Origin of the sequence: Niastella vici (assembly GCF_002077945.1) — a bacterium.
Taxonomy (GTDB): Bacteria; Bacteroidota; Bacteroidia; order Chitinophagales; family Chitinophagaceae; genus Niastella; species Niastella vici.
Genome location: NZ_LVYD01000054.1, coordinates 66,248 through 88,085, shown reverse-complemented (window position 1 = coordinate 88,085; position 21,838 = coordinate 66,248). Strand labels below are relative to the sequence as shown.

15 protein-coding genes are annotated in these 21,838 nt (G+C 46.3%); 4 read left to right on the top strand and 11 right to left on the bottom strand.

Going from position 1 to position 21,838, the window contains the following annotated elements:
• Positions 1–80 precede the first annotated feature (80 nt).
• Positions 81–494: an EamA family transporter gene (locus tag A3860_RS22170; protein ID WP_081150044.1), complete on the top strand. Its 414-nt coding sequence runs from the start codon at positions 81–83 to the stop codon at positions 492–494.
• Positions 495–644: 150 nt separating this feature from the next.
• Positions 645–1,049 carry a hypothetical protein gene (locus A3860_RS22165; protein WP_081150041.1) on the top strand — a complete coding sequence of 135 codons (405 nt, stop codon included), beginning with the start codon at positions 645–647 and terminating at the stop codon, positions 1,047–1,049.
• On the opposite strand, the gene A3860_RS22160 is transcribed toward A3860_RS22165, so the two are convergent.
• From A3860_RS22160 to A3860_RS22135, 6 genes are all read right to left on the bottom strand, one after another.
• Positions 1,046–3,499 (bottom strand): outer membrane beta-barrel family protein, encoded by a 2,454-nt coding sequence (locus A3860_RS22160; protein WP_081150039.1) that lies wholly within the window; start codon positions 3,497–3,499, stop codon positions 1,046–1,048. The genes A3860_RS22165 and A3860_RS22160 overlap by 4 nt on opposite strands.
• 197 nt (positions 3,500–3,696) lie before the next feature.
• Positions 3,697–4,437, bottom strand: a complete 741-nt coding sequence (locus A3860_RS22155; RefSeq protein WP_081150036.1) for an SDR family oxidoreductase — start codon at positions 4,435–4,437, stop codon at positions 3,697–3,699.
• A gap of 116 nt (positions 4,438–4,553) precedes the next feature.
• Entirely contained in the window at positions 4,554–5,474 is a 921-nt protein-coding gene (locus tag A3860_RS22150; protein WP_081150033.1) for a helix-turn-helix domain-containing protein, read from the bottom strand.
• 121 nt (positions 5,475–5,595) lie between these two features.
• A complete protein-coding gene (locus tag A3860_RS22145; RefSeq protein WP_081150208.1) occupies positions 5,596–6,465 on the bottom strand; it encodes an SDR family oxidoreductase in 870 nt (289 codons plus the stop codon).
• A 74-nt stretch (positions 6,466–6,539) separates the two neighbouring features.
• The gene (locus A3860_RS22140; RefSeq protein WP_081150031.1) at positions 6,540–7,355 is read right to left on the bottom strand and encodes a helix-turn-helix domain-containing protein; all 816 of its coding nucleotides are present in this window, start codon (positions 7,353–7,355) and stop codon (positions 6,540–6,542) included.
• A gap of 106 nt (positions 7,356–7,461) precedes the next feature.
• The gene (locus A3860_RS22135) at positions 7,462–8,433 is read right to left on the bottom strand and encodes an APC family permease (protein WP_081150029.1); all 972 of its coding nucleotides are present in this window, start codon (positions 8,431–8,433) and stop codon (positions 7,462–7,464) included.
• A gap of 114 nt (positions 8,434–8,547) precedes the next feature.
• Here A3860_RS22135 and A3860_RS22130 point away from each other — a divergent pair, with 114 nt between their 5' ends.
• Positions 8,548–9,384: a Rossmann-fold NAD(P)-binding domain-containing protein gene (locus A3860_RS22130; RefSeq protein WP_081150027.1), complete on the top strand. Its 837-nt coding sequence runs from the start codon at positions 8,548–8,550 to the stop codon at positions 9,382–9,384.
• On the opposite strand, the gene A3860_RS22125 is transcribed toward A3860_RS22130, so the two are convergent.
• The 5 genes from A3860_RS22125 to A3860_RS22105 are packed head-to-tail and all read right to left on the bottom strand — an operon-like array spanning position 9,365 to position 19,439.
• Entirely contained in the window at positions 9,365–11,686 is a 2,322-nt protein-coding gene (locus A3860_RS22125) for a glycoside hydrolase family 95 protein (protein WP_081150024.1), read from the bottom strand. The two genes, A3860_RS22130 and A3860_RS22125, sit on opposite strands and share 20 nt — an antisense overlap.
• A 12-nt stretch (positions 11,687–11,698) precedes the next feature.
• Positions 11,699–12,928, bottom strand: a complete 1,230-nt coding sequence (locus A3860_RS22120) for a DUF4998 domain-containing protein (RefSeq protein ID WP_216823489.1) — start codon at positions 12,926–12,928, stop codon at positions 11,699–11,701.
• Between the two features lie 17 nt (positions 12,929–12,945).
• Positions 12,946–14,205, bottom strand: coding sequence for a DUF5000 domain-containing lipoprotein (locus A3860_RS22115; RefSeq protein WP_158085322.1), 1,260 nt, complete (start codon positions 14,203–14,205; stop codon positions 12,946–12,948).
• A 30-nt stretch (positions 14,206–14,235) separates the two neighbouring features.
• On the bottom strand, positions 14,236–16,149 hold the full coding sequence (locus A3860_RS22110; RefSeq protein WP_081150018.1) for a RagB/SusD family nutrient uptake outer membrane protein: 1,914 nt from the start codon (positions 16,147–16,149) through the stop codon (positions 14,236–14,238).
• 47 nt (positions 16,150–16,196) lie between these two features.
• Positions 16,197–19,439 carry a SusC/RagA family TonB-linked outer membrane protein gene (locus tag A3860_RS22105; RefSeq protein ID WP_081150204.1) on the bottom strand — a complete coding sequence of 1,081 codons (3,243 nt, stop codon included), beginning with the start codon at positions 19,437–19,439 and terminating at the stop codon, positions 16,197–16,199.
• Positions 19,440–19,747: 308 nt separating this feature from the next.
• On the opposite strand from A3860_RS22105, the gene A3860_RS22100 reads away from it, so the two are divergent.
• Entirely contained in the window at positions 19,748–21,793 is a 2,046-nt protein-coding gene (locus A3860_RS22100) for a glycosyl hydrolase family 95 catalytic domain-containing protein (protein ID WP_081150016.1), read from the top strand.
• Positions 21,794–21,838 lie beyond the last annotated feature (45 nt).

Genomic DNA, 21,838 nt, shown 5'->3' with positions numbered 1-21,838 from the left:
CTTTTCTTCCCGCAGGAATTAGCCCGTTGCGTCAAAAATGACATCTTTATGGTTCACTTCGGCTTCGTAAAACTTACAGTATGTGGTGGATCTATGCTTTACTTTCAGCGCTGTTCGCTTCGCTCACTGCTATTTTTGCCAAGGTGGGTGTTACGGGAGTTAACGCCAACCTGGCGACAGCAATACGTACTATAATTATTTTATTGGTTGCCTGGGGAATCGTGCTGGCAAGAGGCGAAGCGAAAGGAATATCATCTTTATCTCGGCAGAATTTAATTTTCCTTATTATTTCCGGTATTGCAACCGGGTTGTCATGGATCTTTTATTTTAAGGCATTGCAAATAGGAAAAGTTTCCCGGGTGGCGCCCGTTGATAAATTGAGTGTTGCATTAACAATTGTGCTATCGGTTGTATTTTTAGGAGAGGCGCTAACGCTGAAAGCCGCTATAGGCGCGGTGTTGATCATAGCGGGGACGATTGTGTTGATAATGTAAGCTTCCCGGGTTGGCTAAACGTATAGACGAAGCATTACCGGAGATAGATAAGAAGAGTACATTTTAATAGACCAGGATGGCATTGAATATTTATTTGACTAATATTTAAACCTGGTTGACAGGAACTGTTCAAACGGGAAAATCTTGCCTATGCCACGCAACCTACTATTATTGATCTGTTTGCTTGTTGGAAGCATTTGTTACAGTCAGCAAACCCGGTATAAAGCCTATGAAGCCGGGCTGGCCCATATTGCAGGAAAAGACAATGCGATGTCTGAGATCCAATGGGTGAAATCAAGCGCAATAATAGTAATGAGTAAAGACCGTATTTATATTTATTCCGATAAAGATCAAGCCTACAGAGTTATATCTTACAATATTTACATGTTAAAGGATACAAGGAAAAATGATACACAGCTGCTTACTTTTCAGGGTAATAACCCCGATTCGGGCAAATGTATCATAACCTTTGAAAGGAGTTTTGATGATAAGCAACCGCGCCAACTGCGAATATTCTCAGGCGATAAAGTATATGTATACAATGTAACAACCTAAAGCCTCAACCTGTCCTTCTCTTCTTCTGTGCCTGCCGACCGGTTCCTTTTGCCCTTCACCTGTTCATTGCCAAATGTTCGGGTAAAAGTGAATTTCACGGCGGGGCGGCTAAAGATCAATTCCCCGGTTGCAATCAGGTTCTTATCGGGTTGATCAATTTTAGGTTTGTATTTCAGCGTATTGAAAATATTACTGAAGTTTAGCCGTAGAGATGTTTTTTTACTGGTGAATTTTTTCTGAATGCCGGCATCCAGCGAACCAACCGGAGTGAATTTGTATACCCCAAATAAACCGGCCGAATTGTAAAAGCCGGAAAGTGATAACGAAAGTTCTTTTGGCAGGGTAAAGATCTGCTGACCCGACAAAAAGAAAGTTTTATTCTCAATGGTGAGGGCCTGTTCATTATATGATCCATTGATCTGCTGAAAACTTCCATTAATATTCATTTGCATACTCCACCATTTGGTTACGGTAACCGGTAACGACAGGCTGATGGTCACTGTTTTTCTGTTGTCCTGGTTTTCAGCAGCCAGCGTTTCTTTGTTGGTGAGCGAATCGATCTTTGGAGAAAAATTCGTGATGGGGTCGGCTTCATAACTAAATGCAACAGACAGTATTTTCTTTTTCCACGTATAGCTCAGGTTTATATTATCGCTGATAGAAGGTTGCAGGCCGGGATTGCCCGAAAAATAGGTGTTGGGGTCCATGAAAATTACAAAAGGGGCCAGGTTCCAGAAGGTGGGCCGGGTGATCCTCCGGCTATAGGAAATGCCGGCTGAATTATTATCATCGATCGTACGCGTTAAAAAGAAGCTGGGAAACAATCTTCCATAATGTCTGTCTACAATATTTTTTTCACTTTCAGTTCCCAGGTTTGAATTGGTATGTTCGAAACGCAAACCCAGTTTCATTTTGGTTTTAGCATCAACTGACCAGTTTAAAGAGGAATAAGCCGCAGAAATATTTTCATTCAACTGCCACGTAGCGCTGAGCAAAGCATCAGTGGTCCATTGGTCCCACTGCAGCCGGGCAACCCTGACTTCATTGGTAAAATCGGAAATGGTGACCTTGGCCCCGGCTTCCCACTGCAGTTTTTTATTTAAGTTCCTTGAATAGTCAACCGCTGCCACCCAAAGATCAATAGGAGTGGTCTTATTGCTCTGCATATCTTCCTCTTTCAGGAAAGAACCTTTATTGTCATAGTAGCTGTTGGTATAATTAACCGGGTTCACATCCTTATAATGCATATAATCAAGATTAACCTGCAGCTTGTTGCCCTCATTGTAAGTTTGCTGCAGATTTATATTAATATCATAACTGGCAGTTGAATGGAATTCATGAACAAACAGATCGACCAGCGTATCAGGTTGCCGGTTTGTAAAATTTGTTGAATTATTATCGGCATCCATGATCCAGCGGCGGTTATAAATAGTTATCAGGGCGCCAAGGATGGTTTTTTTATTGAGATCATAATCAAAACCTATTTTACCATCATGGAAGTCTGTTATAGGCCGTCTGTCAGATGTAGTATAATTTTCCATGAAATTTCCCTGGTTGGCAACCGCATGGTAAAATGAAAAGAATTGTTTACTGTGTTCTGCGTTGTAAGAGTAATCTCCATACAAGTTGAACCGGCTTTTCCTGTGATTGAAATTGATGGAGCCTATTCCAATGATCCCCCTGCTGTACCCCGCAGTAAGCGCATAAGATCCGTTGGTTCCATATTGCACATTTCGTTTTATAACAATATTGATATATCCTGCGTTGCCTTCAGCATCCAGGGAGGCGGGTGGGGTGGTGATCAGTTCAATTTTTTCAATCTTATCGGCAGGCATGCCTTCCAGCATAGGCACCAGGGCCGATACCGGCATACGGGTAATTCTTCCATTCATCATCACTACCACACCATCCTTGCCATTGATAGCAATGGAATTATTCTGGCGATCGACTATTATGCCGGGAGAACGTTCCAGTATATCAAGTGCAGTTGAGCCCGATGCCGTAATGTTACCGGCAACATTGATCACCAGCCGGTCGATTGTTTGCTCAATTAATGGTTTGCGGGCAGCAACCGTAATGCCGGATAATTTTTCTTCTTTTTGCGAAAGCCTTAGCGGCGGCAGTTCAATATGTTCGTTATTGGCAACGAAAACATTTGAATACACTTGTTTATATCCAATAAAAGTACTGGTGACGAGGTAACTGCCTGATGCCACTTTGTCGAACCTGAATCTGCCCTCCTGGACTGTCATCATGCCTTTTATCAGGGAAGAATCTTTTGATCTTAATAATAATACGCTTGCATTGGCCAGCGGTTCACCATTATTGTTCAGCACCCGGCCCTGCACTTTTGATTGGGCTGCAACAACATAACTAAACAGGCAATAAAATAAAGTGATAGCAACGTGAACTCCCGGCCTTTGTTTCAAAGCAGCTAGTATGGTAGCCATAGCATGGCAGTTTACAGGTTAACAAAAAGCGGCGTTAACAGAGAGTATAAAGTAATTGCTTCTATAAGGAAGGAACGTAATAGACGGGAGTACAAATGTAGAAAAAAGTTGGATGCGACCCGGTCAGGGGAATAAATTGTTTTTTCAGGATAAGAAGGGTAATCGTGCCGATGCATCGGGACGATGTGGAGTGTGTTTTACGCCATGGCGCCATTGAGACCAATGGTTTGTCCACTGATCCATTTTGCATCATCGCTGGCCAGGAATACGATCACTTTGGCTATATCATCTACCTCACCCAAACGGTTGAACGCATTCAGCGAAGCCAGCCGGTCGATCATTTCCTTTGTTTTGCCTTTGATGAACAGGTCGGTATTGGTAGGGCCAGGCAATACTGCGTTCACCGTAATGCCTCTTGACCCTACTTCTTTGGCAAATACCCGGGTCAGCTGTTCAACGGCTCCCTTGGTGGCCACATAGGTGCTGTAAGTGGGGATCATAACGCGCGTAAGCGTGGTTGACAGGTTGATGATAGTACCTTTGTCGGCCAGTTTGGTAGCAGCTTCGCGCAGGGTGTTGAATGTGCCGCGTACGTTCACCTCAAACTGACGGGTAAAATCTTCGTCGGTAGTATCTTTCAGCAATTTAGTGATCATAATACCGGCATTGTTGACAAGCACGTCAATTTTGCCATAATGCGCAATGGCTGCATCGAACAGGGCAGTTACCTCAGCGGCTTTGCTTACATCGGCTTTCAATGCAATGGCATCGCCGCCGTTATCTTTGATCTGTTGTACAGTTTGACCGGCTTCTTCTTTTGAGCCTGCATAATTGATGATCACTTTGGCGCCTTCGCCGGCAATTCTTTTTGCTACGGCTGCGCCAATACCTTTTGATGCGCCGGTTACCAGGACTACTTTATTGTTTAACGTGTTCATAAATTATTTTTTATTTGTGTTGTTTGATTGTTTTGGACAACACAAAGATGGTTTACAAACAGGCCCTGGCACGTACAAGAATTACAGCAAGCCTTGCAAATTTCTAAGATCGGCTATTAAACAAGTTGCTTACGGTATTCGGCCGGACTTTGCGCCGTATGTTTTTTGAAGTAATTGCTGAAATGGGAGGCTTCCAGGAAACCCAGTTTACCGGCGATCTCTTTAATATTCATTTGTTTGTCCTGTAGCATGGCTTTGGCTTCGGCAATGGTTTTGTCGGCGATCCAGGCGCTAATTGATTTGCCGGTCTTGCTGGTAATTACGCTTGACAAATAATTTACATGAAGGAATTGTTTATCGGCATAATCCTGTACCCGAAGCTGCGTGCCGGTTTTGCCGCCTGCCAGGTCGCGGAAATGTTGTTCCAGGTTCTGTTTGAATGTTTTAACGATCTGCGAGCTCCGGTTGCCCTCATGAATGGGATTGTAGTCCTGGAAGAAATATTCTTTGATCTTCAGTAAAAGCACTACCAGGGCATTGCCAATGACCTTATTCTTATAAGGAGAATTGCCGTGGTGTTCGCGATAAATAAAACGGTACAATTCTTCTATGATCGCAAATTGTTCGGGTTTTAACACCCGGGGTTCAACAGTTTCCGTAAGCAGGAAAGAGAAATCGCGGTATATCTCAGGATACACCTGCTCTTTCAGAAAGGATTCATTAAAAACGATGAGGCAGGTATCGGTAATGCTTTGCCATTCGAATTTGCGGAAGTTGCCGGGGTTGGTAAAATAAACAGTGCCCGGCACCATGTTAAAATGTAGGTCATCGATGGTATAATTTCCGAAAGCGTCTTTAATAAAAGCAAAACTGAAATAATTGGGCCGGAAGGGGATGGAAGAAATGGGCAATTCTTTGAATTGGTCCTGCAGGTAAAGAATGGTAAAGCCGGATGTTTGATCGACCATGCTATGAGGGATGCCCATGAGCTCATACAGTTCGTTCAGTGTTTTTACAACCAGGTTTTTCGATGACATACCCGAAAGTAAGAAAATTGTTGATAAGGATTTTCAGGGTGGCTATGTCATAAAAAAGCAATGGTTGCCTTCTTTCAGGACAACCATGTTGTTGTTCGTAGCATTGCAATTCAACCTGTCATCAAATAAACAAGTCTTTATAATCCCTTGCAAACTGCTCAAAGGAGATGGCAGGGGTGCCGGTAATATCTTTTACGGTGGTGTAAACGGCGGCTGCTTCCCCACGCGCATAGTGGGCATAATCCTCTATCAGTCCGCCAACCTGCCATTCGGGAAATCCCGCAGCTCTTACGGCGCCTTCCATTTGTTCGGGTGTAACGTCAATGAATGTGACCTCTTTTTCGAGTACGGTTGAAAAAACAGCAGCCATCTGGTAATGGGTGATAGATTCACCGCCTGTTATATTGTATAGCTTGTTTTCATGTCCTGCTTCAGTAAGCGCGTGTGCTGCAACGGCAGCAATATCTCTGATGTCAACTGCGCTGATGGGCGCTTGTCCTACTGCTGCATAGAATTTTCCATCATGCTTAATATGCTCTTTAAACGCCAGGAATCCCTGCATATATAAGTTCGGTCGAAGGAAAGTATACGTTAAGCCAAGTTCTTTGATCCTGTTCTCTACAATGGCATGGTAGCGTAAAAAGCGAACGGGTGATTGTTCCTCAGACGCCAATTGCGACAGTTTTACAATGTGTTTCACTCCGGCCCGGTGAGCGGCATTCACAAAATTCAATTGCAACTGTTCTGATTGTTCCGATGAATGGGTGAGCAGAAAGGCTTTTTCAATGCCCTGCAGGGCCATTACCACACTATTTTCATCGGCCAGGTCGCCGGTTACGATGGTTGCATAGGGTAAACTGTTCAGCAGGTCATTATTGTCTTTTGAGCGTACCAGCGCTCTAAAAGGGACTTTTAATGCATTCAGTTTTTTTGCCAGGTGAGAACCTACATTGCCGGTAGCACCTGTAAGAAGGATGGTTGTCTGTGTCATACAAGCTTTTTTGTTGTTATTTGATGACACAAAGTTGGCCCGCGGCAGCCGGCTGAAATTGTAAGAAAACGAAATCAGCCCCTGGGGTTGCAAATACCTTCCTGGAATTTCAGGTATTTGGAGGGAGTCAGGTTAAGGTAATGCTTGAAATCGTGAATGAGCTGGCTTTGATCGTAATAGCCGCATTCGCTGATGATCTCAAACCAATCCATTTTGGTGTCATTGGCCGCAATGGTCTGGATCAGTTGAATGGCTTTCAGGAAGCGCTGATAGCGGCCCAGTTCTTTGGCAGAATAACCCAACTGTTTTTTGTGGTGTAATTGAATGGAACGTTCAGTCATGTCATTCTTCTCAGAAATGACTTTAATGGGACTTTGGTTATTATCATCAAAGCCGGCAATTTGTATAGCTATGGGATCACGATGTTGCAAATATGGTTTACAGAAATCCAACATAAAATTGACGCGGTTACTGGTATCATTGATCTTATTCAATTCATTCCATAATGCCGTAAAGCAATTTTCATTCAGTAAATCGTCGGGATTTAAAGCGCACTGCCCGGCAATGGGCGCCGTTCCGAAAAACCGGAAAAAAGCATCATCTATAAAATTAGCCACCAGTATTTCTGACCCGGGCGGCAAGGTGTAATCAATCGCTTGTTTTATTGGGCCAATGACAAGGCATTTGTCAATCTCAATGGCATCGTTATGCCGGGTAACGAAAGAAACCGGGGTGCCAAAATTAAAGACCATGATGGTTTGGTAAGAGGGCAGCAGCGTTTGGTGTATGGCTGCCGCCGAGGTGTTTTGCGCAAAGTAAAAATGCGAGAATGCGGCTGAAAATTCCGCAGGCACTTCGATCCGGTAACTATGGTTGGTGTCTTTTGACATGATATAATTGATCAGCGAATTGGTAAGCAATTTACTGATGAATATGGAAAATTGTCCCTTTCATCTCAAAGAAGAAGAACCTCCTTGCTAATCCGCCTATGCCGCATTACTCCCTTTCTGCCCTGTATTTAATTACCTGTAAAATATTATTCTGAATATCTTTCATGATTAAGCCGGCCCACCAGCTTGCATAAAAGTTAAAGGAAGTGGTTAGTTTAAAATGACTGTACAGGTGAAGCCGGTAAGTTGTTTCGTTGAGTTGTTGCAATTCATAGGTTCCATCCAGTACATCAAAATAATCGCCGCCAATAACAACGTGTTTATCCATGGTAGTGGAAGGAATTTCATGGGGATCGGCAGTAATGGAAAAATTCATTTTCTGTTGATGCGCATAACTTATAACCTTTTCATGAAATACCAGTCCGCCACTGAAAATGGCTTCTCTTGAAGCGCCCACGCCCTCATAATCAAGCTCAGCTTTTATTGGTCTTGGAAATCCTAAGGATCTTGTCAGGTAGCCTTTGTCCTGTTCCTTTTTAATTTCTTTTACCCGTGTTACGTTGCTCCATATTTTGTTGGCATTTGAATGGATGTCAATATAGGTGTATGCTTTATATTGGCCGGGAATGAATTTGATCATGCTTTCAATGGGCGAGGTCATCAGTGGCAATAAAAGCAGGAAAGAGATATTTAGCTGTCCGGTCCTTTTTGCTTTTCTGTTCTTTAAATAACCGCCGTATAAACCGCCGAAGGAAGACGTAACTAAAAATATGGGAAGTATCATGATCCAGCAAGCCAGGCCTTCAAGGGAAAAGAACAGCGTCAGTACAAAAAAAGCCAAAATGGGGAGCCAGGGTGCAAAAAGGCAATAGGCCTTTGATTGAACCTTCTTTACAGATGAGAAGTAAACAGTTAATGCCCCGGCAACAAAAGGAAGAAAGAAAATAAAGGAAATTGACATTACCGTGTATAATCGATCTTCTGAGCTAAGGACAGCAAAGGCAAAGTAAAAGATAAAAAGCACCAGGATAGGAATGCCAAAGATTATGAGTACAGATCTGATTTTTTGAGGGGTCATGTTTCATGGGGTTGTAGCTCAAATATAAAACAAACGCCGCCAACAATCACTTTTGTCGATTTTGTTCAATTTTCCCGGTTGCGGGGCCAATAGTTTTGAGTAAAATTTAAAACTATGAGTAACACATCATCAAACAACAACAGGATCCTTGTAATTGGTTCAAACGGTAAAACCGGCCGCCGCATCTATAAAAAACTCACTGATAAGAATATACCTGTAGTGGGGGCTACCTATTCCGGTAATCCGAAATTCGACTGGAATGACAGTGCAACCTGGGAAAATGTACTTAACAATATCAACGGTGTATATATATCATATTATCCTGATCTGGCGGTGCCGGGTGCTGTTAAAGTAATTGCAGCATTTTGTGACCTGGCTGTACAAAAAGGCGTGCAAAAACTGGCATTGTTATCAGGCAGGGGCGAGGAAGAGGCGCAACAATGTGAAAAGATAGTGATGAATGCGGGTGTTGATTTTACCATTGTGCGTGCCAGCTGGTTCTGTCAAAACTTTAGTGAAGGACATTTTCTGGAACCTGTACTGGCCGGCGAGGTGGCGCTTCCGGTAGGTAATGTGGGCGAACCTTTTGTTGATGCCGATGATATTGCCGATGTAGCAGTGGCTGCGCTTACCGAAGATGGTCATAGCAATAAAATATATGAAGTAACTGGTCCACGCCTGTTGACCTTTAAAGATGCGATTGCGGAAATTGCACAGGCCACGGGTAAAGATATCAGGTTTGAACAGGTGTCAATGGATGCCTATGCTGCCATGCTGGCTGAATATGGTGTACCCAAAGACTTTATCTGGCTGGTTACCTATCTTTTCACTGAAGTGCTCGATGGCCGTAATGAAAGTATCAAAGATGGGGTGCAACAAGCCCTGGGTCGTAAGCCAACCGATTTCAGTGAATATGTGCGCAAAGCTGTAGCTACCGGTGTGTGGGGGTAAGGGCTATTGTTTTCATTTGTCCGTTCACTTTAAGGGTTACCTGTTTTTTAACCGGCGACGAAACTTTGTAATGAGTAACCACGCCATCCTTCCAATCAAAATCAACAGTAATATTTCCCCTGGCCTTCAGCCCATGCACTTTCCCGCTTCCTTTCCAGCCATCGGGAATAGCGGGCAGTAATTCAATATACCCGGCATGGCTTTGCAGCAGCATTTCCATAATGGCGGCGGTTGCGCCAAAATTGCCATCGATCTGAAAGGGCGGTCCGGCAGAGAACAGGTTGGGATAAACGCCGCCACCTGCACCATAGTTGATGTCGGTACGAAGTGTGGGCTTCAACAGTTCGCGCAATAACTTAAAAGCACGGTTGCCATCGAGCAGGCGTGCCCAGAATAATTGTTTGTATGCGATTGACCAACTGGGGCCATCATCGCCGCGTACTTCCAGTGTTTTTTTGGCGGCAGCGGCCAGCCCGGGCGTGCCATTGGCCGTGATGAGGTTGGCGGGGTACAATCCATATAAATGAGAAATATGACGATGCTGGGGTTCTGTTTCTTTATAATCACGCAACCATTCCTGTATGCGGCCATCGGGCGCTATTATACCGGCCGGTGGCAATTGTTTTATCATCGCCTGTAAGGTTGCCACAAGCGCTTTGTCGTGCCCCAGTTTTTGTGCAGCTGTAATAACATTGTTGAACAGCTCGCGAATGATCTGGTTATCGATCGTGGCGCCTACACAAATGCTGGCATGCTTCCCGTTCGGCAATTCGAACCAGTTTTCAGGGGAAGAAGAAGGCGCGGTGACCAGCCAGCCGGTTTGTTCATCCTTTACCAGGATGCTCTTGTAAAAAAGCGCTGAACCTTTGAGGATAGGATAAATGCTTTTCAGGTAATTGATGTCATCTGAATAAGCATAATGTTCCCACAGGTTATTGCATAGCCAGCCCGAGCCCGCTTTGGTAACGCCCCACGAAGCGCTTTCGCCCGGTTCGGTAAAACCCCATACATTGGTGATCACATGGGCTACCCAGCCATCGGCATTGTAATAGGCTTTGGCAGTGCGCTCTCCAGGTTTTACCAGTCCGCGCACCAGTTCTGTCAGTGGCAGGTTCAACTCCGAAAGGTTCGACTCCTCAACCGGCCAGTGATTCATTTGCACATTCACATCGAGGTGGTAATCGCCGTTCCAGGGCGTGTGTACCTGGTTGGCCCAAAGTCCCTGCAGGTTGGGTGGCAACAGGCCAACACGGGTACTACTGATGGTCAGGTATCTTCCAAATTGTAAAAAAAGTGCCGGCAATGATCTGTCCTGTTCAGGATGCTGATAAAAGGCGGCGAGCCGTTTGTCGGTAGTCTGGTTTTCAGCCGGGCCGGCGCCCAGGTCAACGCTCACGCGACTGAACAGCTTCCTGAAATTTTGAATGTGTAATTGCTTTTGTGTTGCATACTTTTTTTGAAGGGCAGCCTGCATATTCTTAGCCACCGTGTTCCTGTAATTGCTGTTGCGAAGATCCGTGGCGGTGGAAATATAGATCAGGGCTTCATCAGCGCCTTCCACCACCAGTTCTTTCCCATTCACTGTTTGTTTACCGCCGGTGTTAATGAGCTGAACCTGCGTCAGGTATTGCATGCCTTTGCCATCCTTTCCATTGTCGAGCTGTCCGGCTAACTGAATTGTCTGACCGACAACCGCAGACTCGCCTTTTTCAGAACGGCTGATGCCAACGGAAAAATTGATCGATCCTTTTTTGCTGGCGCTCAACCGTATCACATCCACATCATCGCCAAAACTGGTAAAGTACTCGCGCGTGTAAGTAACGCCATTTATATACAACGTGGTAGTGGCCAGGGCGCTGTCGAGCGAAAGCCGGCGACGGTATTCCGTATAAGCCGCGCCATCGTTATACCGGTAACTGATATTGAGGTCGGCCAGCATTTGAAAGCAGCCCCACTGACCGCCACCCGAACCGGGGCCAAGACACACGAAATTTTTATCGATCAGTTGTTGCGCCTCTTCATTTTTTCCAACTGCCAGCAATCTTCTTATTTCCGGAAGTTGTTTGTAGGCCTGGTAATTATTGGCATCCTGCGCACTGCCCGACCACAGCGTGATGTCATTCAATACCACTTTTTCTTTCTCCACGCCACCATCGGGTGTCATACCCAGCCTGCCATTGCCCAGGGGAAGGGTCTCTTCCCACTGAGCTGCAGGTTTATCAAAGTAGATTTCAAGAGGACGGTTTTGTGCAAAAACTGCTAAGGGAAAAAACAGCAAATACATGCTGGTTGTTATTTTCATACTACTGTGTTATTACTTTTTAAAGGCCGGCGTTAGTTCGCTCATGTTGCTGTAATAGTTATCACCACTCCATACTCTTTTTACCCTGATGCGAATGTAGCGGATGGTTGGGGTATTGGTTCCGAAATCGATCGTGTAGGGGCCTGTGCCATCATCTGAACGGCTTACGTCTTTCAGCAGTATCCAACCTTTGGCCAGTGCATTGGTTTTCCAGTTGGGGTCATTGCCTGGTACGGTAGTAGCTGCATTGGTGATATCGGCAATACCCCATACTTCATAGTCAACCGGGTTGTGGCAACAGTTACGGCCGGTTACTTCCATGGTCCTCAAACTGTCGTAGGCCACACCCATATCGAAGGTGAAATGATGCGGTAATGCACTGTTCCCATCCGAGTGCCACACGTTCGGCCAGCCTTGCGGGCCAACAGAACCATCCCACAATTTGGAAACCTCAGTCCCGCTCATGTAGGGTTGTACATCATAGGGCATATTCACTATCTGAAAAAGCGCTTTGTTACATTTTACGATCCCGAACTCAATTTTCGGAAAGGTATCAACGATAGTGGTGGAGAAGGTATCGAGCGCAGTGCTGCCGGGTGTATAATTCGACTGGTACGCTACTTTGGTGCCGTATTTAAAATCAGTCAGCGTGAGGGTATTTTGCGCAGGCAGCAATGACACTTGTTTCTGTACGTTCGAAGTATTGGTATACCGTACATAGGTTATTGTGTTGGTTGAATCGGGCGTCAGGAAATGCAGCTCGAGCTGATTACCGGCGTCGTTCAGCAATTTATACGGATCGGTAAGATCGATGGGCCGGTTCATGAGGCTTTGCCGGTAGGTTTGGCCGTATACCCGGGCATTTTGTATTTCTGTTGGAATAGAACGGTTGCCCTTTTCATCATAAGAATATACAAAGAATGAATACGTATACTCCTGCAGGGGCTTTATGATGGTGAACAGCGTATCGGAAGGACTATGTGTTACCGCCGTTACTTCGGTAGAATCTGCATAATTGTTCCAGTATACTTTATATTTTGTTACCGATGGATCGGGACTTGGCGACCAGCCTACACCCAAACGAAGGTTACCTGAGCGGGTGAACGTTTTGGTAATGGCGCCGGGATATTTGATCTCCTGGTTATTGAGGAAGTCTTTGAACTGATCGGCTTTCCGCGAACAGGAAGCCAATACGCCAACCAGGGCTGTTATCCAAATAAGTGATGAATGATGTTTGGTCATATGAGCTCGTTTATGGGTTACCGGGGATCGCCCCAGAATGTCAGTTCAGTAATATTGAAAAAATTGTTTGTCAGGGATGCATTCTCGAGGCACTGGAAGCGGAGGTACCTCACTTTTGGCAGGTCCAGGTTGAAGTTGAACGAGAATCCTGCGTTCCAGAAATCAAGGTCTGCATTGGTGTATTGAGGATTGGGCAATCCTGACGGTTTTGCCGGCAAATGGAAAGTACCCAGGTTGATCCATCCATTGGGTGATGCCTGTCCAACTGCAGGAACGTTGGCGCCGGTAGGCATGGTTTCATCAACCGGTGCAGATAACCGGCCCCAGAATGTCCAACTGGTTGGCGCACCAGCCTGCCACAGCCAGTTGCCGCTTCCATCGATGCCGCGGTCCCAGATCGTATACCGGCTCAGCTTGGCTGCCTTGCCCATGTCGAAGGTGATCACGGCTGGCCATACCAGTGGCTGTATCGGTTGTTCGGTATGATAACCCGGTGATCCTGTATTGCCGTTCCACAGGTATTCTATCTCCCAGCCAAAACCGGTTTTGGCATCAGTAGGCAACACGTACCGGCTGAACTTTGATTTATCCTGTTGCAATTCGTAGATCGGCTTCACGGTTGTGAAAAAGGTATCAGAGATATTTCCCCACGGGTCGGTAACGTAAAAACCAAATTTTACAGGGATGGTATCATACCCGCGCAGGCTGTAATTGATGGAATCCTTGTTGGTATAATTCTGATTGACGATCTCAAATTGTTTGGTCACCGGGTTATTGTTAATTGCGATGATGCCGAGGTCGCCTTTAAAGCTGTTCAGTACATTAATATTAATGCCGCCGAAATCGGCTTTTGTTTTTATGGTATTAAAAGCCTGGATGTAAGGCGGGGTATCGGGATGCACGGTGACCTCAACCGGATCACTTTGCACGTTGGCCCTGCTTACTGTATAGAGCAACACTTTATAATCCTGGCTTTTTGCAAAACCGCTTACATTGATGGTATCCGAATAAAACGAGGACTTGGTTTGCCGGCTCACTTTATCATTGATCAAATAAGTAGCCTGTACATACAGGATGTTATCCGATTTGGGCAGGGCATAGGTGAGAATGGCAGAACCGGGCCCGTTCTTTATTTGTACGTTGCTTACCGGGTCGGGTTTTGTTGTATCGTTGGAAACAACGCCTTTATAATCGTCGATCTTGCTGCAGGCAAAAAATACCACTGTTATCGCTACCTGTAGCAGGGGCCGTACCAGTTTTTTATATTGATTTGTCATGATCATATTTTAAGCAATTCGTGATATGGTTTACCAATAGGGTGTTTGAACAAGATTGGGGTTGGTGAGCAGGTCGTATTCCTGAATGGGGAACAGGTAATCGCGCAAGCCGAATGAAGGCTGGTATACCGTGCTCAATTGGTAATAGCCCGATACGGTGCGGTTGAAAACGGTCCAGCCCTGGAAAGGAGTAGCCAGTACAGATTGCAATTCTTTCCAGCGGCGGAGGTCCCAGCCGGCCTGTCCTTCAAAAGCTAATTCAATCCTTCTTTCCTGGTGAATGATCTGGCGCAGGCCGTCTTTTGTGGTTGGCTTGCCCGGGTTGCGCGAATATTGCGACCACGACGTCAGCACACCGGGCAATCCCGCTTTTGTTCTTACTTTATCTATCCAGCTATATACTTCTGCAGAAGGGCCATTCACTTCGTTCAAACATTCTGCATACAACAACCACAAACCCGACAACCTGATGAATACCCAGGGATAGGTTTGCCATACCGTGTTCTGCCCGGGAACCGATTGGTAATGACACAGCTTTTTGGCCCAGTAACCGGTGGCATTATACCGGGTACGGTCGGGCGGTGAAGCATAGCCATTCACGGCATTCACATAGTTGGGGTTGCGGTCATCGGTAAGGCCTGAACCGAACCAGTTGGCGCCATCAAAGGCAACGCTGGAATAATAACGCGGCTCGCGGTAGAAGTTCCCTTTGGCAGTCGTATAATCCTGTCTGATATAATAACGGTGTGCGGTGTCGCCATTCATCAGCTTATAACGATTGGTGTAATCCCAGTTTTTATCTTCATTGATGGGCACGCCGTTGTTGCTGTAAAATATTTCTGATTCTGAAACCGGCACAGAGAAGTTGGAGTAAACGGCAAATACATTCGAGGCTGCATCGGCCGTTACGCGGGGCATGGCCATATACTGCCAGCCAAAATTCGGGTTCAACGTCCATACCTGTTCGGGGTTCCATCCATCTACAAAGGCGCCCTGCAGGGTAAGCAATTGTTTGGTTTTGTCGCTCATGCTCACAATATTTCCCTGTATGCGCAATTCGTAAGGTTTGGCGCCAATTGCCACTGCTGCATCGATGGCTGCCTTGCATGCATCGGCGGCACGTTGCCATTTTGAAGGATCGGCTGCTGCAGGAAATAAACTTTCGCCATCTTTACCCTTGAACGAAACATAATCGGGGTTGCCATTGAACAGCGGACTGGCCTGCGTGGTGAGCACTTCTGCCTTTACTGCAAGGGCGATCGTTTGGGTAATACGGCCAGCCTCGGCGGCTGCATTTTGTATGGCTGGCGGCAGATCAACCATGGCTTCATCGAGCGTTTTAACCACATAGTTGAAACAGGAATCAAGCGTTTGTTGCTTTTGACGCACTTCCTGCGAACTGGCGTTAATGGGTATAGATTTATCCTCGATGGGAATAGGACCATACATGCGCAGCAACCAGTAATGGTAATAGGCTTTCAGGAATTTGGCTTCGGCTACCCAGCGTTTTTTGGTAAAAGGCTCTACATCCTGCGGTATGTTGATATTTTCAAGGAAAATATTGCACTGGCGAATAGTTTCCCAAAAGCGAAGGCCCATATTGTAACCATCCCAGTAATTGTGCAGGGGATTGAGGCTGTTCTGCAACCCACGCATGAGGTTGAAGCCGCCATCGCCACCTGCGCCGCCGAGTGTGGTTTGGTCCTGCATATTGATCGGGAATAAGATCTCGCCCGAAGCCGTAAAGCCTGCGTTGCGTCGAACATCGGCCAGGTTCTGCAAATTGGAATAACAACCAAACAGGTAAGCCTGCGCTTCATTGGCGTTGCTGAATGAGCTTTCAAGCGTAGCTACATTGTCGGGGGTTACATCGAGGTATTTTTTACAACCCGGCATAACCGCTACTATGCAACCCGTCAGTAATATATTTAAGAAGGTCTTCATGTCCTTTTATTTAGTTCGTTCAAATAATTGCTGGCAATTGATCGTGGTTAGAATTCGAATTTCAACCCGAGGTTATATATTTTTTGAACCGGGTAGGCGAAACCGTTGCCGGCCAGTTCGGGGTCCCACAATTTGAATTTGCTGAAGGTGAACAGGTTCAGTCCGCTGAAGTAAATGCGCGCACTGTTCATAAAGATGCGGTTGCTCCATTTTTTGGGAATGGTATAACCTGCTTCCACCGATTTAAGCCGTATAAAATCACCATTGCGCAGCCACCAGGTACTTGTTTGCTGGTTATTGGGAATTTCATAGGTGCTCAGGCGGGGCCACAGTGCATACAGGTTTTGATTTTCTGCCGACCAGTGATCGTTGGCATAAGCCTTTAAGATCTGTGCATTGTTGGCGAAAGGAGCGGTTCCAAAGATATTATTGTAGAAATCGGTGCGGGCGGTAGGATCAATAAAGAAAGTTGACCGGGCCGATCCCTGGAAGAAGGCGCTGATGTCAAAATTCTTGTAACCTACAGAAAATCCGAAACCATAAATGATTTGCGGCGTTGAAGGCAAACCGATAGGCACCTGGTCATCCTGGTTAATGACGCCATCCTTATTGATGTCGCGGTATTTGATATCGCCGCCCATGGGCAGGTAATTACCAAAGATCTGGGCAGGCGAATTGCGGGCTTCCTTATCATCCACAAACAATCTTTCTGCAATATAGCCGAATGGCTGGTTGATCATTTGTCCGGTATGGAAGCTCCAGCTATTGTGATATTCCGGTTCTTCGAGGTGGGTTACTTTGTTGCGGGTAATGGTGAGGTTACCCAGCACAGAAGCCCAAAGGCTGTTCGAAAAGTCCTGCCGGTAATTAATGTTCAGGTCAATGCCTTCTGAACTGGCCTTGCCCAGGTTACTGCGCAAATTGTTTTGAGCAGTGGTCTCAATACCAACAGTGACCGGAATATAACCACGTTGAATAAGGATGTTATACCTTTTCTCGCGATATACTTCGGCCACAATATTTAACTTTTTGAACAGGGTGATCTCTGCTGCGAGGTTTGTTTTGCGCGAAGTTTCCCAGGTTACATCAGGATTGGGGTAAGCATAGATCGTTGTTCCGCGCATGGTCACCGAATTATTGGTACCAAAGGAAGCACTGTTGCCTGCATCGGGCGCTACGTTCGACAGGTAAAAGAACCGTTGCGAATTGGGATCGCCAATGGCATCATTCCCCACCAGGCCGTAACTGCCCCGCAGCTTCAGGCGGGTAATGAGGTTGGCGAGATTGCCAGCCCAGAATTTTTCATTCGACACTACCCAGCCTGCACCCACTGTGGGGAAGAAGCCAAAACGGTGTTCAGGAGAAAATTTCTCCGAACCATTGTAACCAAAATTGAATTCAACGAAATATTTGTTATCATAGGAATAGCTGGCGCGGCCCGAAACTCCGAGGTTGCGGTTGGGTAAGGAAGCCTGCAGGCTGCCGGCATTTCCGCTCAGGGTCTGCTGCCGGGTTCCAACCAATGAAGCGCCTGCATTATGTTTACCAAAAAGGCGGCTGTAATCGATCCTTCCTAACATGTACACATACGAGTTCTGGTATTTGGGTCCTTCGTTGTAGCTGAGGTATTCACGGGCCGAACCTGGTTGCGAGTTCAGCCAGCTGAGCTTGTACTCGCCGGTCTTTTCATCATAACTCTGTACGTTATAATAAAAGGGCGCGTAATTGCGGCTTACATCAAAATAAGAATACCGGTTGGTACTGAACATGCCAAAGAAGGTGAGGCCGGGTGTAATGAACTTCAGGTTCTGGTTCACTTCAAACTGGGCACTCATGCGCGATTCGGAAAAGCTTTTATAACCATACATCAACGATGCATAGGGATTCGCCTGCAAATTGCCGGTTTGGTCAATGGCATTACCGAACAGAATGTGTTTGGTATTGCGGTTGGCGCTGTCGGGTTGAAAAAAGGCCGGGAAGGCAACGGGGTTCGAATGCAGCACCTGCGAATACAGATCGGTGGCAAATGTGCCGCCCTGGTTGCTGATGGGGCCCAGGTATTCGTTGAAATTACCCCAGAGGCGCACACCTACTTCGGTAGTGGAAGTGGCTTTTATGCTGGTGTTGGCCCGCAACTGGTAATTTTCAAATTTCATTCCTGAGTTGAAATTGTTCACCGGGTTCACCTGCAGAATACCATTGTCTCTCGAATACGAACCGGCCACATAATATTTTGCCAGGTTGTTACCGCCGCTCACACTGAAGTTGGCCCGGTAGGTACGGGTGTTTTCTTTGAAGGTAGCCTTCATCCAATCGGTGGCAGGATAGATGTAGGGATAAATACCGCCTTCACCCGCCAATGTTTTTTGCGTACCGATGATCTTGTTGGGGCTATAGAATGGCGTAGCCAGCGGGTCCCTGGTGGTAAGCGCTTCGTTGTACGTGCGCATATACGTAATGGGATCGGCCAGCTCGATATTTTTAGTGGGTTCAGAAATAGCCGATTCAACCCGGAGTTCCACTTTTGCCTTGCCGGCCTTTCCTTCTTTGGTGGTCACCAGAATTACGCCATTAGCGCCGCGGGCGCCATACAGCGCAGCAGCACTGGCATCTTTTAAAATGGAAAAGCTGGCGATATCATCAACCTGCAGCCTGGCCAGGTCGCTGGCGGTAAGCTCGATGTTATCTACAAGTATGAGCGGACTGTTACTATACCCAAGTGTGGTAACGCCGCGAATGAAGAACGAGGAGTTGTCGAGCCCCGGCTGCCCGCTTCGTTGAAAGGCGATAACGCCGGCCACTTTTCCTGCAAGGGCATTGGTGAGGTTGCTGGCCGGTATTTTTAATTCACCCGGCTGTATGCTGGTAACAGAACCAACCACTGCTTCGCGCCGTTCTTTGCGGCCGAAGGCGGTAACCACCACCGCGCCAAATGTGTCGATCATTGGCGCCAGGTTTACAGTCACTGTTTTACCTTTTTGAACGATCAGTTCCCTGGTGCGGTACCCAACATAAGAGAACTCAAGCAGCGCCTGGTTGCCTGAAATGTCGAGGGCAAAGGCGCCTTTTTTGTCGGTACTGGTTCCCTGTCTCGATCCTTTGATGACCACCGATACCCCATTGATGGGTTGGTGGTTAACACTATCCAGTACAAACCCGGTCAACGGCCCGGCAGTTTGTGCGAATGAATGCAACGACAGGAAATTTACAACGATAACGATAAGCAGAGGGGGTGGCAAGCGATGAAATGAACGCTTCCAGCTGTGTAAGCAGGCAATTCTAATATTCATATTCAAGCAATTGTTGGTTTGGTTGGCATGGGCAGCACCCATGCGACGGAAACTTTAAAAGAAAAGGTGTATCACGACGTACTGTTCTATACTATACTATACCACTAAATTATTACAATATTTCAAACATCCAAAAAAATGTATGATTTGGGATTAATGCTAAATACAATAAAGAGGGTTTAGCGTATGTTTTAGCGAATTCAGGTACATTTGAATATCACCTTCCGTCCTTACTAAAACAGGTCAACTGGTCCCGTGCCGAAAGTAGCGTAGAGCTATTCAATGAACTATTTAAATCGATTGCCATTATGAAACATGCCCTCATCATTATTGTAATGCTCTTTTCCATCCTGAGCATGTCGAACGATTCTTTTTCCCAGGATCCCTGGAAGATCACCGCCACACAGATCGACCGCTCAAACTATTATGGCATTACCGTTGCCAATGGTATGATCGGTATTGTATCGTCACCGGAACCGTTCAAGGTAAAAGAGGTGGTGCTGGCGGGGGCTTATGACTTATATGGACGTGGCCGGGTAAGCAATTTTCTGCGCAGCTTCAACCTGCTGAACATGAACCTTGATGTTGATGGCCGCCGGGTTGATGCCGCCAGCATTACCAATTTTAAGCAGGAACTCGATATGCAGCATGCCGCATTTACCAGTTCATTTGACTATGGCGATAAAGCTACAATCAGCTATACCTATTATTCATTGCGTCAATTGCCGTTCACCGTATTGATGGATGTAAACATCACTGCCAAAAAAGATCTCACTATTACCGGCTCCAGCGTAATGGAAGCGCCCGATGCGTTGAAAGATGTACAGAATTATTACAACGAAATTGACCGGCCGCATGTGGTGTTGTCGCTGCTTACTTCATCGGCCAAATCACCTACGGGGAAATTAATGCTATGCGCCTCCAATACATTTTTATTTGCGGAACCGCATGGGCAGGAACCGCGGGTGATCCATGAAATGTGGGACAATAATATGCACCTGATGAAGTTTTCAAAGAATATAAAGGCAGGAGAGCAATACCGCTATTCAATAGCTGGTTCTTCAATCACTTCTGCGCATCATGACGATCCATTGAATGAAGCAGAGCGCCTCACCATTTTTGCCCGGTTGGAAGGGCGTGACCGGCTGTTGAAATTTCATCAGCAGGCCTGGGACAGTCTTTGGAAAAGTGATATTGTTATTGATGGCGATGCGCAGGCGCAACAGGACGTGCACAGCATGCTGTATCATCTTTATTCTTTTGTACGGGAAGGAACCGCCAATTCGCCATCGCCCATGGGCCTGAGCGGACTGGGCTACAATGGTCATGTTTTTTGGGATGCAGAACTATGGATGTATCCGGCCTTGTTGGTGTTGCATCCCGAACTCGCACGCAGCATGGTGGAGTATCGCTTTCAACGATTGGATGCCGCCAAACGAAATGCATTTGCCAATGGGTTTAAGGGCGCTATGTATCCCTGGGAAAGTGCCGAAAGCGGGGTGGAAGAAACCCCGGTGTGGGCATTGAGCGGACCCTTTGAACATCACATTACCGCCGATGTGGCCATTGCTGCCTGGAATTATTATGCGGTAACGCAGGATAAACAATGGCTTCACGAAAAGGGATACCCGATATTATCAGCAACAGCCGATTTTTGGGCAAGCCGTGTTGAACGGAATGGAGCAGGACATTATGATATAAAAAATGTAGTGGCAGCGGATGAATGGGCCGAGAATGTAGACAACAATGCATTTACCAATGCAGCGGCCAAAGCCAATTTACAATACGCCACACAGGCCGCAGGTATACTTGGCATAACGCCCAATCCCGAATGGATGACGGTAGCCAATAATATTCCTATTTTAAAATTAGACAATGGCGTTACACAGGAACATGCAACATATAAAGGCGAAGGCATTAAACAGGCCGATGTTAACCTGCTGGCCTATCCGTTAAAAGAGATCACTGATGTTAAACAGATCCGTAAAGACCTGGAGTATTACGAAACAAGAATTCCCAATGAAGGAACGCCGGCCATGACGCAAGCTGTTTTTACTTTGTTGTATGCGCGCCTCGGCGATGGCAGTAAAGCGTATCAGTGGTTTAAAGATGCCTATGTACCAAACCTGAATCCGCCGTTCAGGGTAATTGCCGAAACAAAGGGTGGAACCAATCCCTATTTTGCCACCGGTGCAGGTGGTATTCTGCAAGCGGTATTAATGGGTTTCGGCGGGCTTGAAATTACTCCTAAAGGAATTATTCAGATAAGATCATCACTGCCTGCCAACTGGAATAAACTTACGATCACGGGAGTGGGGGTAGGGAAGAAGACGTATAACAGGGAGGGGAAGTGAAAGCCCGGTTTTTATACCGGCACACTTTATGTAAAAGTTGGGCCA

What these genes read in the sequence shown, in the direction of transcription:
- A3860_RS22145 (WP_081150208.1), bottom strand. Translation starts at nt 6,465, where the DNA reads ATGACACAGACAACCATCCTTCTTACAGGTGCTACCGGCAATGTAGGT.
- A3860_RS22110 (WP_081150018.1), bottom strand. Translation starts at nt 16,149, where the DNA reads ATGAAGACCTTCTTAAATATATTACTGACGGGTTGCATAGTAGCGGTT.
- A3860_RS22170 (WP_081150044.1), top strand. Translation starts at nt 81, where the DNA reads ATGTGGTGGATCTATGCTTTACTTTCAGCGCTGTTCGCTTCGCTCACT.
- A3860_RS22125 (WP_081150024.1), bottom strand. Translation starts at nt 11,686, where the DNA reads ATGAAAATAACAACCAGCATGTATTTGCTGTTTTTTCCCTTAGCAGTT.
- A3860_RS22100 (WP_081150016.1), top strand. Translation starts at nt 19,748, where the DNA reads ATGAAACATGCCCTCATCATTATTGTAATGCTCTTTTCCATCCTGAGC.
- A3860_RS22160 (WP_081150039.1), bottom strand. Translation starts at nt 3,499, where the DNA reads ATGGCTACCATACTAGCTGCTTTGAAACAAAGGCCGGGAGTTCACGTT.
- A3860_RS22105 (WP_081150204.1), bottom strand. Translation starts at nt 19,439, where the DNA reads ATGAATATTAGAATTGCCTGCTTACACAGCTGGAAGCGTTCATTTCAT.
- A3860_RS22135 (WP_081150029.1), bottom strand. Translation starts at nt 8,433, where the DNA reads ATGACCCCTCAAAAAATCAGATCTGTACTCATAATCTTTGGCATTCCT.
- A3860_RS22140 (WP_081150031.1), bottom strand. Translation starts at nt 7,355, where the DNA reads ATGTCAAAAGACACCAACCATAGTTACCGGATCGAAGTGCCTGCGGAA.
- A3860_RS22155 (WP_081150036.1), bottom strand. Translation starts at nt 4,437, where the DNA reads ATGAACACGTTAAACAATAAAGTAGTCCTGGTAACCGGCGCATCAAAA.
- A3860_RS22150 (WP_081150033.1), bottom strand. Translation starts at nt 5,474, where the DNA reads ATGTCATCGAAAAACCTGGTTGTAAAAACACTGAACGAACTGTATGAG.
- A3860_RS22115 (WP_158085322.1), bottom strand. Translation starts at nt 14,205, where the DNA reads ATGACAAATCAATATAAAAAACTGGTACGGCCCCTGCTACAGGTAGCG.
- A3860_RS22120 (WP_216823489.1), bottom strand. Translation starts at nt 12,928, where the DNA reads ATGACCAAACATCATTCATCACTTATTTGGATAACAGCCCTGGTTGGC.
- A3860_RS22165 (WP_081150041.1), top strand. Translation starts at nt 645, where the DNA reads ATGCCACGCAACCTACTATTATTGATCTGTTTGCTTGTTGGAAGCATT.
- A3860_RS22130 (WP_081150027.1), top strand. Translation starts at nt 8,548, where the DNA reads ATGAGTAACACATCATCAAACAACAACAGGATCCTTGTAATTGGTTCA.